7 protein-coding genes are annotated in these 13,829 nt (G+C 44.7%); 2 read left to right on the top strand and 5 right to left on the bottom strand.

All coding sequences use genetic code 11. The features are described 5' to 3' along the window. Positions 1-74: 74 nt before the first annotated feature. From IPP77_02895 to IPP77_02880, 4 genes are all read right to left on the bottom strand, one after another. Positions 75-1,559, bottom strand: coding sequence for a redoxin domain-containing protein (locus IPP77_02895; GenBank protein ID MBL0308652.1), 1,485 nt, complete (start codon positions 1,557-1,559; stop codon positions 75-77). Positions 1,560-1,717: 158 nt separating this feature from the next. Continuing rightward, complete coding sequence (locus tag IPP77_02890) at positions 1,718-2,914, bottom strand: class I SAM-dependent rRNA methyltransferase (protein ID MBL0308651.1); 1,197 nt, start codon at positions 2,912-2,914, stop codon at positions 1,718-1,720. Continuing rightward, positions 2,914-4,230, bottom strand: a complete 1,317-nt coding sequence (locus IPP77_02885) for an RNA methyltransferase (protein ID MBL0308650.1) — start codon at positions 4,228-4,230, stop codon at positions 2,914-2,916. Before IPP77_02885 ends, IPP77_02890 begins: the two co-directional genes overlap by 1 nt. A gap of 242 nt (positions 4,231-4,472) precedes the next feature. Beyond that, a complete protein-coding gene (locus tag IPP77_02880) occupies positions 4,473-5,144 on the bottom strand; it encodes a fibronectin type III domain-containing protein (GenBank protein ID MBL0308649.1) in 672 nt (223 codons plus the stop codon). Between the two features lie 757 nt (positions 5,145-5,901). Between IPP77_02880 and IPP77_02875 the strand changes: the two genes are divergently transcribed. Both IPP77_02875 and IPP77_02870 read left to right on the top strand, forming a co-directional pair. After that, positions 5,902-11,544, top strand: coding sequence for a hypothetical protein (locus IPP77_02875; GenBank protein ID MBL0308648.1), 5,643 nt, complete (start codon positions 5,902-5,904; stop codon positions 11,542-11,544). Beyond that, entirely contained in the window at positions 11,516-12,661 is a 1,146-nt protein-coding gene (locus tag IPP77_02870; GenBank protein MBL0308647.1) for a T9SS type A sorting domain-containing protein, read from the top strand. Before IPP77_02875 ends, IPP77_02870 begins: the two co-directional genes overlap by 29 nt. Before the next feature lie 45 nt (positions 12,662-12,706). Here IPP77_02870 and ychF read toward each other — a convergent pair whose 3' ends face one another. Then, on the bottom strand, positions 12,707-13,807 hold the full coding sequence (gene ychF / locus IPP77_02865) for a redox-regulated ATPase YchF (protein MBL0308646.1): 1,101 nt from the start codon (positions 13,805-13,807) through the stop codon (positions 12,707-12,709). Positions 13,808-13,829 lie beyond the last annotated feature (22 nt).

Below are 13,829 nucleotides of genomic sequence, written 5' to 3'. Positions count from 1 at the left end.
CAGTTATAAAACACTCCTTGTGGATAAGGCTTTAAATGCTCAAAATTCAGACAGATGATTTGTCTGAAGCTCGATTATTCTGCCTCTTCGTGCTTATCCTCGTCATTCACCTTGTTGGTGAGTTTTCCCCGATAACTAGGATTTTCTAAATGCAGGATATAATCCTCCACCTGATCAGCACCAATGCGGCGCGCCTTGATCACCTTGTCCTTATCCAAAATATAAATCTGCGGCGTGCTTTGAATATCCCATTCAAAGCGGAAGTTGTTGTGCAATTTAGAATCCTGAACATTGATCCAATCCAAATTATTGTTCTTAATGAACTCTATCCAGTCTTTATAATGTTCGATGGTCATAATAGAAGGGGAGAATACTTCAACATCCACGCCTTTCTTCTTCAAATCATGGTAGGCTTCTGCTAAAACAGGAATTTCCTTTTTGCAATGCCCGCAGTCCGGATCCCAGAAGGCGAGAACGGTATATTTATGTTTGACATCATAAAGCGACTTCCACTGAGTTTCCGTAGAATCTGTTGGCAGAATTAATCGCTGAGCCTTTTTGCCAACCAATACCGGTTCCAGTCTTTTCACCCGGTCGCAAATTTTAAACATTTTGGTCGTGTCAATCCACGGAGCCAAACCGGTGCAGAAATAGTTCTTACCGAAATAGACATACGAATTGTCAAAACCCATCACCTTGGAGTTTGCCATTTCGTTAAAGATGTACGTCAGAATATAACGGTACACTTCATTTTTGCCATCTGTTTTCGCCAATAATTCATCGCCGGCAACATTGATAGAATCAGGAATCTGCACGACCGTTTGGGTCATAAAGGTTTTCAATTTGTTATGAAAGACCGGATTGCGCAACATGCGTTCATCCTTCAAATCAATATTGTCCCAATAGTGGTTCTTGAAAAACCTCCATTGAAAAGCGGAATCAATAATCTTTCCATTAGCGTCGCGAGGGGCTTCCGGCACTTCCACATCTTTCATCGCTCTGAGCAGCTTGGCATAATACAGGTCAGGAGTGTTTTCCATCACCGCTGTCCGCTTGGCCTTCACTTGTTTATCAAGGATGGATAGCTCTTCGCGATATTTATCTTTCTCCTTTTGATCTTTTGCCGCTTTATATAAGTTGCTTAACGAGTCAGACGTATGCTTCACTACTCCAAGATACTTCATGTCATCATAGAAATACTTGTTTTCGGCAGAACCGATAACTTTAATATGCCCGGTCAGGTCGTTGGTATCTGTTTCAATGGAGAACTGCGGTTCGTTGATAATGAATTCGAAGTAACGATTGCCTAAATCGGGGAAAACAGCGAGGTAAACACCGCCCGGCACCACCGTATCGGTTTTGATATAAGCCGTACCGGATTTGTCGGTAACCAGTGTATCTTTCACATATTGCTTGTCGCCGAAATAATTAGCCAAAATGATTCGACTGTTCTCCAAGCCCTTAATAGTCAGTTTAATATTCGTTCCTTTTCCGGTACCGGCAAAAGACGTTAATGCAACAAAACTGAAGATCAATAAATTATAAAGCCTATTATTCATAGATGGTTTGTTTATACGCTGCCAAAAGTATTTTAATCCAATTAAATCTATCAAATTGATTTGTTGATTTTGCCGTTAAAATATCTTAACTATATTAGAATACGTATCTCGCTAATTAAGTTGCGTTTCAGTGATTTTATTAATAGAAATTAGCAAGATCATTCTACATATAATGCCAGGCCTTTTAAATACAGCGCCTCGGGATTATAAATGCTCACCGGATGGTCGGCAGCTTGGCTCAAACGGTGTATAATGCGAATATCCCTACTCGATTCAATAGCCGCAGAAGTAATCGCTCCCTCAAACATCTCTTGGTTCACCACTTGCGAACAGGAAAAGGTGAAAACTATTCCTCCTTTCTTTATCTTTCTAAATGCCTCATGGTTTAAACGAGTATAAGCCTTGATGGCCGAATGTCGCGCTGCTTGTCCCTTAGCAAAGGCCGGAGGGTCGAGAACAATCAGGTCATACTGCTCATTAGAATCTTTTAGAAAATCAAACACATCCGCGCAATAGCTTTCATGCTTTCCTTCGGCGCTTCCGTTCAGGGCGATATTTTCATCGGTCCATTCGATTGCTTTTGCAGAACTATCCACCGAATGTACCAAGGTCGCTCCCGCTTTCATGGCATAAACGGAAAAGCCGCCCGAATAACAAAAAGTATTCAATACCTTTTTGCCTGAAACATATCTGGCAAGCAGGGAGCGGTTGTCGCGCTGGTCAATAAAGAAGCCTGTCTTTTGACCTAATTCCCAATCTACCGAGAAGCGCAGATTGTTTTCCAGAATGGTTTTTTCGCCCAACGTTCCAAACAGATATCCGTCTGTTCCTTTAACGGGTTCCGAAGAATCTTTATGATGCAAGGAGGCCGCGCTCTTGTCATAAACTGCTTTTAGCTTATTGCCATAAACGGACTTTAAAGCCGCCACAAAGTTTTCTTTCTCCCTGTTCATTCCGTTAGAATGGCATTGGATAACCGCCGTTCCGTTATACCAGTCCACAATCAAACCGGGCATGCCATCTCCTTCGGCATGAATGAGCCGATAAGCATTGGTCCTTTCGCTTTCAGCCAAGCGGGCGGCTATTCTCACCTGATAAGCCCGTTGAAATTTCTGTTGCCAGAGTTCGGGCAAAGAAGAAACTTTCTCAAACGAAAATATTCGTGCCGAAACGCTACCGGTTCCAAAATGACCTGTGCCGAGATATTCTCCCTGCTCCGAAAGAATCTCCACTACATCCCCTTGTTGCGGATTTCCTTCCTTTTGCTTCACGGCTCCCGAGAAGACCCAAGGATGAAATCGCTTGACGGCATGCGTTTTGTTTTGATGCAGAATAAGAGCAGGATATGTCATGATTATTTTTGTTTCAGTATTCTATATTCTTTCGGATAATAATTGTTCCACCTATTGGGCATCAATTTCATCCATCCAAGATTTTTTTCTTCAAAGGTGGCCAAACACCAACCGCGATAGGCTGATTTTATTTTTGGCGTTTCGCCCCGCAAGTAAGCAATAGCTTCCTCATTATTCAGTTCTACCGAGGGAATATCCTTGCCGATAGCAATGCTCAATGCCAAATCATGAGCAGGAAGAAAATCCTTTCCCTTCATCGTCCCCATACAAATGCCGACGTTGCGGATATAAAGCTGTTTCTCCAAAAACAAGAAGTCGTTGTGAATAGTCTTAGGGATGGCGAAAAACAAATCGTTCTTTTTTATCTCCGCAAAATCTTCGGGAGATTGAAGGAAGTCGGGGTTTTGAAGTTGAGCGCTTGGTGCCGAGACTTCAAAGTTTGGAACCCAGTCACCCTCTTTCTTGAACACGCTTATATAAAACCCTTCGCCCTTCACCTTATGTGGAAAGAATTGGTAACCATAGTTGGTCTTCGTTATCCCCGGTTGTTCCACCGCTATCTCCCAACTGCCAACCCCTAACCGCTTCATGTTCTCATCATTCTCTTCTGCTTCAAAAGTGCAGGTAGAATAAATCAAGAAGCCACCTGGTTTTAGGCAGCGATATGCGCTGTTCAAAATGTCTTTCTGCCTTTGCGCACAAATCGCTACGTTTCGTTCGCTCCATTCATCTATGGCTTCTTTGTCCTTGCGAAACAAGCCTTCGCCACTGCAAGGCGCATCAATTAAAACAAGATCAAAATAATTTTCAAGAGCAGCAAAATCTTCGGCTTTATTCTGCGTAATGATGCAGTTAGGATATCCCCATTTGATGATGTTTTGTTGAAGAATACGATTGCGGTGAGGGAGAAGTTCATTGCTCACCAATACACCTTTCCCATCCATCAAAGAAAGGAGATGAGTAGATTTTCCGCCCGGTGCAGCACACATATCTAAGACCTTTACCGCCTCCTTATTTGGATTCACCTGTTTCCACACCTGCTCAACAAACATAGAACTGGCTTCCTGCACATAATACGTTCCGGCATGAAAGAGCGGATCGAAAGTAAAGGAGGGCCGCTGAGCCAAATATCTTCCTTCTTCACACCAACTAATTTTCTCCTCGCTATCAAACTTTGAAATTCTCTTTTTAGGATTCAACCGCAGCGACGTGGGCGAAGGTTGCCCGAGGCTTTCAATGAAAGCCGGGAACTCATCACCTAAAAGCAGTTGCATTCTGCCTAAAAAGGCATCGGGATATGAAGTAGTGGCGTGGTTCAAAATATTAGCGCGCAGATTAAATGGGGTGCTATTTATGAATTTGGTTCTGTACAAAAAAAACACCCCGCATTGCTGCGAGGTGCCGAATCGTTGCTGTGCCCCCCGACACGAACAACGAATTCTAAAATTGTGCTCTACTGTCGGGGGGCGACGCGCCAAAAATATCTAAGCCTTTAATTCAATCACATGATTTTACTCATCCAAAAAAAACACCCCATCCACCATCCCAATTCACACAAAACTTACGAAATGGTCACCGTATAAGGCTCAGAAGCCAAGCCAGGCCCTGCTTCATTCACTCCAAACACTGTTATATAATATCTTTCTTTAGAAGTTAAACCGATAATAGTTGTTTTGCGATGCGTATCCACTTTTACTGCCACCACCCCCGCAGCGCCCCCGATTGAAATTTGACCATTAGGAAAAGATAAAGGCTCTGGATTTGTAGCTACCACATAAACATAGTTCTCTACATGCTCATGTTCAAAGGGTTCACATTCTACGGAAGCAATTCCAATCATGGTGGAAGTGGATTCAACCTTCACGTCGGGTGCTGACAGTTGATGTGAAGGAGTGGTTTCTGCTTTGGTTGGGTCAAATCCGCCGAGCCGGATAACCGCTTCATCTCCATCTGCAATCCGGTTCACATAATTGGCATCTTTTCTAAAAAGCAATTCCCACTCCTTTTCCACGTTGTGCATCACTGCTACCTTTTGCTTGTCGCCTCCGGCTGCATCCACCTTCGCCGCCTGAAGTTCATCGTTCTTCAGCTGTAAATCTGCCGGGGTGACATCGGGCGAGGTAAAGACGCTCGCGTTTGCAATTAGCTTTGCAATCACATTGGCACCGTAAGAAATTTTTTCAGCTACGCTTAATCTTAAGAAAGCGAGCAAAACTTTTACTTTCCGTATCATTTTCTTTCGTTTTAGATTGGTTAATTAACTATGGCTCAAACGTAACAAGCTTTTTTCAAATTTCCAAATTCATGTTTTTGGCTCAAATTTTTACCTAAACCAGAGCCCTATGCGAGCTTGCAAAAGCCAAGAACGAGCTTGCAAAAGTGTTTTGCGAGTATGAAATCGGCATTGCGAGTTTGCAAAAGTGTTTTACGAGTATGCAAAAGTGTTTTGCATGTATGAAAAAGTATTTTGCGAGCATGAAATGCCCCATACGAGCTTGCAAAAGTGTTTTGCAAGCATGAAAAACGTTTTTGCATCTATGTTTTTCTCCTTTGCATGCTCGTTTTTGAAATCCCAATCCATGAAAACTCCTAAATCAACATATTTTAAACCAAAAACCTGCCTTTTGGAACATATTTAGCCATTTAGTTTTGCCTTTGGAATAGAATAAAATAAGGTAAAGCCATAAAATTTTCGGCAAGCATTTAAGGTCTTAAATTGTCCCTCTTCCTCTTTTTCAAACAACATCCATCTGCTGAATTACAATGCCTGAACCCGCCTTTACAAGGAATGCCTTGTAAATAATGTGGGGCATGTTGTAACCTTTCGGGCTGTATAAGAGTATAACACAATAAGCAATGTGCTTGTCCCCCCGACATCAAAGCAAATCATTGCGATAGGATTGTAGCCTTTCCCTCCGTGTGCAGATGATTTGTTTGGAATTGTTTAGTGAAATCATCAAGTAGTCAATCAATAAAACCGAATTTATTTTATGAAAAACGCTTTTATCAGAAACAAGAACATCGGAATCAAAAACAGCGCAAGAGTTCTTGCCTTGTTGATGATAGCCTTTTGCTCGCTGGTCTTTCCCCAAAATGCCGGTGCGGCAACCAAAACCGCTACGTTGACCGGTAATTGGAGCGATAGTAATATATGGAGTCCGGTAGGGGTTCCTGATTCAACCGATGATATTATTATCAATAGCGGATTAACGATTACCGTGGATGGCCTTTACACTTGTAATAGTTTCGATCTGGGAAACACCACGAGCGGTGCCACGACCGTTAAAATTATTACTGCCGGAAAAACGCTGACCATCAAGGGTGATTTAAGGTATAATCCAAACAGCAAAAACTCTACCTATATCATGGATGCCGGACCGGGCACGATCAAAGTGGCCGGAACTTTTTCGCATTGGAGCATCACCGGTACCAATACTTTTAAAGTAGGAACCGGAACGCTGAACTTCACTCCGGCAATCACGATTGCCGACGCGGGGCAGCATATCACTTTTACAGGCGCAGGCATCGTCACCTTTGGGTCTGACTTTGCAGATAGCAAGGACAACCTCGATTTCTATGTAGGATGCACCGTGAATTTTTATGGCGCTTATAATGTAACCTCTACCACCGTTGACTGGACCACGATTGGCACTGCCAATTTTTATGGTACCGGAACCTTTACACCCAATGCGGATGTGCTATTTAATCATGTCAATATCATGGCCGGAGCCGCTACCACGATGGCCGTAGGTTCGGGCGATGTGATGATTGAGGGAAGTCTGAGCATTGGCGCGGCTGCCACCTTTACTACGAATGAAGATTTGGAAATACGCGGAGACTTGACCAATAGCGGAGGAACTTTTTCTGCTGTGGGCCGCACCATAAAGATGGGCGGAGAACTGGGCACTATAGGCGGCTCCTCTCCTTTCACTTTCACCACTTTGCAAATAGGCGGGACGAAAAATAAGGATGTGAGCTATACCATGAGCACCAATATCACCGCTACCAGTCTAACCCTTAGTAGCACCGGAAAAAACCGGACTTTTAATATGGCTACCGGAAAGGCCTTGACGGTTACTGGAAATCTGACCATCAACCAGCCGACCAGGAATAAACGAAACGCCATCGTGAATATTAACGGCGGAACATGTACGGTGGGGGGAAACCTGATTTTTGCCGGAAGCAGCAGTACAGCCACCCGCACCTGTCAGGTAAATGTGACGAGTGGTAGTTTTGATTTGACGGGCAGTGTAACTTGGTTGAGCAATAATGTGGTGGCGACGGAAGTGATAAGCGTCAGTACCGGAACCATTAACTTTGGTTCTTCGCTCGTGATGGCTACCAAAAGCGGCACCTTGAAAATTACCGGTAGCGGAACTATGAACTTTAACGGCACTTCGGCACCCAGTCTCAACTTTGGAGGAGCCGTAGTTCCGGTGTTTACCACGTCCTACGGAAGCAAGATAAAGATTGCCAAGGGGCTGACCAATAGTTCTATTCTAACCTTCGCGGAAGGAAGCAACACCACGTTTACCGGAACCGGTACCATCACGCCGAGCGCCACGCTTACTTTCGGTAGCGTTACCATTGATGCAGGCAATACAGTAACGGCTGCAGGAGATATGAATGTGAAAGGCGATTGGTCAAACTATGGCACCTTCACTCCCGCCACCTATTCAGTAGTTTTTAACGGTGGAGGAACACAAGATATTTTCAAAACAGGAGGAGAAATATTTTACAAGATGACCGTCACCCCCTATGGAACGGTTGTTCGGATGTTGGGTGATGTGACGGTGAGCAACTCATTAACTATGAGCGGCGCGAGTGTTGATATGAACGGATATACTTTTAGCTTGGGTAACGGTTCGGGCGCTGCACTGGTTTGGAGCTTTGGACAATTTTATGGAGGAACTTTTAGAAGATACTGGCCTTCGGGAACGGCCATTACGAGTACTTCGGGAAATTATTATGGATTATTTCCCATCGGTACGTATGTATATTTCCGGCCTATATCTATCAACTCAACGTCAAATGCGACAACGGGCGGCTATGTTTCAGCAGTGCATAACAACGCGGCAGGCGCAGCGGATATTGTTTATACCGACAATGAAGGCTCCAACATGGAACAAATTGCGGTGGTCAATTCTGAGCTAAGTACTACCACTCTTGCGGGAGGCACTTATAATTTGGGCGTAAAGTTCAGCAACCTCGGTTCGCAAGGAAATGTTGCCAACTTGAAACTGCTGACTTATACCGGCGGTGTCATGGGTTCGGTCGGTACGCACGTAACTACTGCGGGGCCTTTAGGCTCGCCCACCGGATATAGAAATGGCTTAAGTGTTTCCAACTTGAATAACGTTTTTGTTTTGGGAACGAATGATAAGTCCACCACACCGATGTATAACTACGTATTCTCTCGCAAGGATGGGAATTGGAACGATGTAACTCCCGGCGATGGAACCTGGTCTTTTGCAGAAGGCGGTGCCGGTGCCAGTTGTGATTGTTTGCCGGGCGGTTCGGGCTATGCGGTCATTTCTCAAAACCAAACGGTCACCTTGACAGCCACCGACTCCGTAAAGTTTATGGATATTGATACCGGCGGAAGATTGGTCATCAATAGTTCAAAAACGATGAACTGCGGCGGAAACATTATCATGTATGGCACCGGAAACTTTACCAATAATGGAACCTTGAATGTAGTGGGAGAATTACTGATGTCTTCAGCCACTTCGCCCATTGTAAATAATAATGTGAACGTAACCGGATGGTTTACGCTACCTGTGGGAACCGCTTATACCCAATCAAGCGGGACATTAACGGTCGGAGGCGATATTGAAATCTCTGGTGCCATGAGCATGGGATCAGGTGCTTCAATGGTTTTGAATAGAAGCGGAGGATTTATATCCGGCACCGGAACTTACACGACGGCATCGGGCGGTTCTTTCCCCATTACCAATAACAAAACGATTGTTCCCGGAACAACCATTACGATTGGAACACCTTCGGTCAATACTACCTTATCCATTGCCGCCGGTACTATCGTCAATAATATCGGCGCGATAACCGTGAACGGAAATGTAACCGGCGCAAACGGAAGTACTTCTATATGGCTGAACAATGCAAACGCGCTCCTCAGTGTTTCAGGCACTCTTCTATCAACCGGAATATTGGATGCTTCTATCAATCCGAATACAGTGGAGTATAGCGGAAGCGGTGCGCAAACTATCAAGGTTCCATTGGCGACCTATAGCAAGCTAAAGGCCGTAAATGCAGGAACCAAAACATTGTCGGCAGATGTTATTGTAGATAATGAAGTTATTTTGGGAGGAACAGCGATTCTGGATGAAGGAACCAATATCTTGTATGGCGATGCGGGATTAACTATGACCGGTACTTCTGAATTAAAACTACAAAGAAGTGTGAAAGAAGTTTATCCCGAACTTTCAGGAATATATACCTGTACCGGAGGAACGGTAACGGTCAATCAAACTGCCGATAGCGCGCAGATTCGCGAAGCGCGTTATTATAATCTCAAACTAAACGGAACCAAACCTTATGACCTTTCAGCCGTTTCTTTTATTGATAATAATCTGGACGTTCTCAACTCAGCCAGAATCACCAGCAACAGCATATTGACAGTCGCCGGAACGTTTACGCATAATAGCAGCGGAACTTCTATACTTGAAGACAGCATAGCCGTGAATGGAATTGTGCTCACCGCAGGAACCTTGAATGATGGCGGACAAAGTATCAATGTGATGGGTTCGGGAGGATGGACGAAAAACGGCGGGACCTTTACATCTACAGTCGGTGGGACGGTTTATTTCACCGGAACGGATGCACAGACTTTAGGAGGAACTACAGCTACGCAGACTTTTCAAAACCTTACGGTGAACAAAGCCTCCAATACGGTAACCGTCGGTGGCAGCACCACGACGCTCAGCATGAACAGGGATATGAGTTTGAATTCGGGAACTTTTGATGCCGGTACCGCCACCAACATCAACATGACCGCAGGCGATTGGTATAACAACGGCGGAACCTTTTCTCCGAGAACCGGAACCGTCACCTTTAACAGCACCAGTGACCAAGCCATACAAGGAACAGGAACCGGTCAGAACTTTAATAACCTAACCATCGCTAAAACTGCCAGCGAATTAGCTGTGGGAGGAAGTGTAGATACGATAGCATTGAGCGGAAATATGACCTTGACCTCGGGTATTTTAACGGCGGGCGAGCTTACCGACGTTATCATGACCGCAGGCAACTGGACCAATAACGGGGCAACTTTTGCTCCTGATAACAGCACAGTTACTTTTAACGGTAGCGGTGCACAAGCTATTAACGGCACGGCAGCCAGCCAAACATTTAATGGGCTTACCGTAAGTAAAAGCTCCAATACGCTTAGCGTTGGTGGCAGCACCACTTCTCTAACTCTGAATGGAAATATGAAATTATCGTCGGGAACATTTAGTAATGGCACGGCAACAAATATTTATTCTAAAGGAAATTGGACGAATAACGGTGGTGGATTTATGTTCGGTACCGGAACCGTACACTTCACCGGAACAACTGCTCAAGCCATTAACGGCAGCGCCAGCACACAGTCTTTCTACAACATAACCGTCAATAAGGCTTCTGATACGTTGACATTAGCGGGAAGTACCACCAGTCTTACTCTCGATGCAAACATGACGCTTACTGCCGGCCACTTTAACGGCGGAACCGCTACGACCATCAACATGACCGCAGGCAATTGGACTAACAACGGAGGAACCTTTTTGCCGGGAACGAGTACAGCTCTTTTCTCTGGCACCGGTGCTCAAAATATTAACGGCACAGCAGCCAGTCAGACTTTCAATAATGTAACGGTTGATAAAAGTTCCAGCACGCTTACGGTTGGAGGTAGCACTACTTCCATGACTTTGAATGGCAACATGCTTTTATCTACCGGAACTCTGGATAAGGGAACGGCTACAAACATTTATGTAGGCGGAGACTGGACGAATAACGGAGGCAGTTTCACTTACAGCACCGGTTCGGTTACTTTCAATGGAACTGGGAATCAAGCTATCAATGGCTCTGCCGCTACACAAACATTTTATAACATGGCTGTGAACAAAAGCAGCAATACAGTAAGCATCAGCGGTAGCACGATGACATTAAACATAGGCGCAAACATGACATTAACAGCCGGAACGCTCGGCGGTGGAACTGCTACCACTATCAATATGACTTCGGGCAACTGGACAAGCAATGGCGGTACATTCTCTCCCGGCACGAGCACAGTTGTATTTAATAGCGGTGGTGCACAGGCCATTAACGGAACTTCCGCGGCTCAGTCTTTTTATAATCTAAATATTAGCAAGAGTGACAACAGTTTAACTCTGGGAGGTAGCCTCGCCAACATGACACTGAATGGAGCACTCAACCTATCTTTGGGAACATTGAATGATGGCGGAAAGAACATCACAATAAATGGCGCAAATGGTTGGAACAGAACTGGCGGCATCTTTACTACGACGGGTCGCGTCATCTTTGGGGGCAGCAGTCCCCAGTTGATTCAAGGAAGCGTTGCTACCACTTTCTATCAATTAGAAATGAATGGTGCTGGAGGTTACCTTGAGTATTAGTCCCGCTGCCGCTACAATTGTCAGCAATTCACTTACTATGACAAGCGGGGTTCTTTATACGGATTCCACAAACATCCTGCGAATTTTAGATAATGCAACTTCAACTTCCGGCTCTGCCAATAGCTATATCCGTGGACCGGTGGTAAAGGTGGGTAATGATGATTTTGTTTTCCCGATTGGCAAAGCGGGCAAATGGAGAAGAGTAGGTATTTCGTCTATCACCGATGTAAGCACCGAAGTAAAGGCAGAGTATTTTAATACCGGATATACCTCCTTAATACCCCTGAGCGGAAGATTACAAGATGTTGATGGAGATCAGTATTGGGATATTGACAGAACCGTTTCGACCGATTCAATGAAAATTGAATTGTTCTGGGAAAGCATTTCACAACCCGATGGATGGATCTGTGATGAACTCACCATCGCCCATTGGAAAACCAATCATTGGGCGGAGGAAGTGGCCACAACGGTATTGGGTTCTTTGTGTGATTTTGGTGGCAGCGGCAGCCTCAAAACTACCGGATACGTTTCTTCCTTTAGCCCCTTTAGCATTGGAGGAACCGGACAACACTCAATGCCTATTGAACTACTTTCTTTCGAAGCTAAACCGGTTGACAAGAACGTTCAAACCAGATGGACTACCTCACTGGAAGTCAACAATCACTACTTTACGCTTGAACGAAGTCCCGATGCAGAGACGTTTACTGCAATAGCTCGGATTGAGGGCGCTAATAACAGCACACAACTATTGGACTATAATTGGTTAGATGAAAATCCGCTACCGGGAGTTTCTTACTACCGCTTGAAACAAACAGATTATGATGGACAATTCAGCTATTCCAACATTGTTTCAGTAAGAATGAAGACAGGATTAACCTATAAGATTTACCCTAACCCCTCTAAAGGGCATATATATATTTACGTTTCTGACCCGTCTCAGGATTTAAACTTCAGCATGATTGACATGACCGGTCGTGAAGTATTTTCAAAAACAATGACAGGTAATAATGGACAACTACTTGAGATAAATACATCTGGCATCCTCCCGGCCGGTATGTATTTTATCCACCTTTCAAACGGTGCAGATAATTTCAGCGAAAAATTGATAGTGGAGTAATATCCGGTTGCTTACAGGAATGGAGTCCCCCCGCCCTACTGTTTGCTACACGTTAAAAAGGAAGTTCATGATATCTCCATCGTGAACTAGGTATTCTTTCCCTTCAGAGCGCAGTTTCCCGGCAGCACGACAGGCCGCTTCGGTTTTATAATGCGTAAAGTCGTCGTAAGCCATTACCTCTGCACGAATAAATCCGCGCTCAAAATCTGAGTGAATGACTCCCGCTGCCTGCGGGGCTTTATCGCCCTTATGAATGGTCCAGGCACGAACTTCCTTTTCTCCAACGGTAAAATAGGTTTGAAGACTGAGCAAGTGATAAGCTGCTGCAATAAGTCGGTTAAGTCCCGTTTCTTCCAATCCTAAATCTTTAAGAAAGGCATCGCGATCTTCGGCACTTTCCAGAACAGCAATTTCCGATTCAATGGCCGCTGAGATGATGACCACTTCTGCATTTTCACTGGCGACTGCCTTGCGCACTTGCTCCACCAAAGCATTGCCGTTTACTACGCTACCTTCATCAACATTACAACAATAGATAACCGGTTTTTCGGTCAAGAGTTGAAGGTCTTCAATAAAACGTTTCTCCTCGGGATTGTTTAAAGGAGCAGTGCGAGCCGATTGGCCGCTTTCCAGATGTTGTTTATAAAGCCCCAGAACTTCCAGTCCCTTGATCACTTCTTTATCACCGGTTTTTACCAGTTTTTTCAACTTCTCTAATTTCTTATCTACGCTTTCCAAATCCTTCAGTTGTAGTTCGGTGTCAATAATCTCCTTATCGCGCACCGGATTGACGGAACCGTCCACATGGATAATATTTGGATCTTCAAAACAACGGAGTACGTGGATGATAGCGTCGGTAGTACGAATGTTGCCCAAGAACTGATTGCCCAGCCCTTCACCTTTGCTGGCCCCTTTCACCAAGCCCGCAATGTCCACGAACTCAATCGTAGTAGGAACCACCCGTTGTGGCTTCGCCATTTCCTCCAGTTTATTCAACCTTTTATCTGGAACCGTAACCACCCCTATATTGGGGTCTATGGTGCAAAAGGGGAAATTAGCCGCCTGAGCTTTGGCAGACGAAAGCGCATTAAATAAAGTTGACTTGCCGACATTTGGCAGACCGACGATGCCACATTGTAAACCCATATTCGATTTTTAGGGCGGCAAA

It is taken from the genome of Bacteroidota bacterium (assembly GCA_016722375.1).
In the GTDB taxonomy this organism is placed as follows: domain Bacteria; phylum Bacteroidota; class Bacteroidia; order Chitinophagales; family LD1; genus Bog-950.
Note: the sequence above shows the minus strand (reverse complement) of the source record. Positions and strands in the feature narration are given on the sequence as shown.

Excerpts from the sequence above, each read along its gene's own strand:
- IPP77_02895 (MBL0308652.1), bottom strand. The coding sequence starts at position 1,559 with ATGAATAATAGGCTTTATAATTTATTGATCTTCAGTTTTGTTGCATTA.
- IPP77_02880 (MBL0308649.1), bottom strand. The coding sequence starts at position 5,144 with ATGATACGGAAAGTAAAAGTTTTGCTCGCTTTCTTAAGATTAAGCGTA.
- IPP77_02875 (MBL0308648.1), top strand. The coding sequence starts at position 5,902 with ATGAAAAACGCTTTTATCAGAAACAAGAACATCGGAATCAAAAACAGC.
- IPP77_02870 (MBL0308647.1), top strand. The coding sequence starts at position 11,516 with ATGGTGCTGGAGGTTACCTTGAGTATTAGTCCCGCTGCCGCTACAATT.
- ychF (MBL0308646.1), bottom strand. The coding sequence starts at position 13,807 with ATGGGTTTACAATGTGGCATCGTCGGTCTGCCAAATGTCGGCAAGTCA.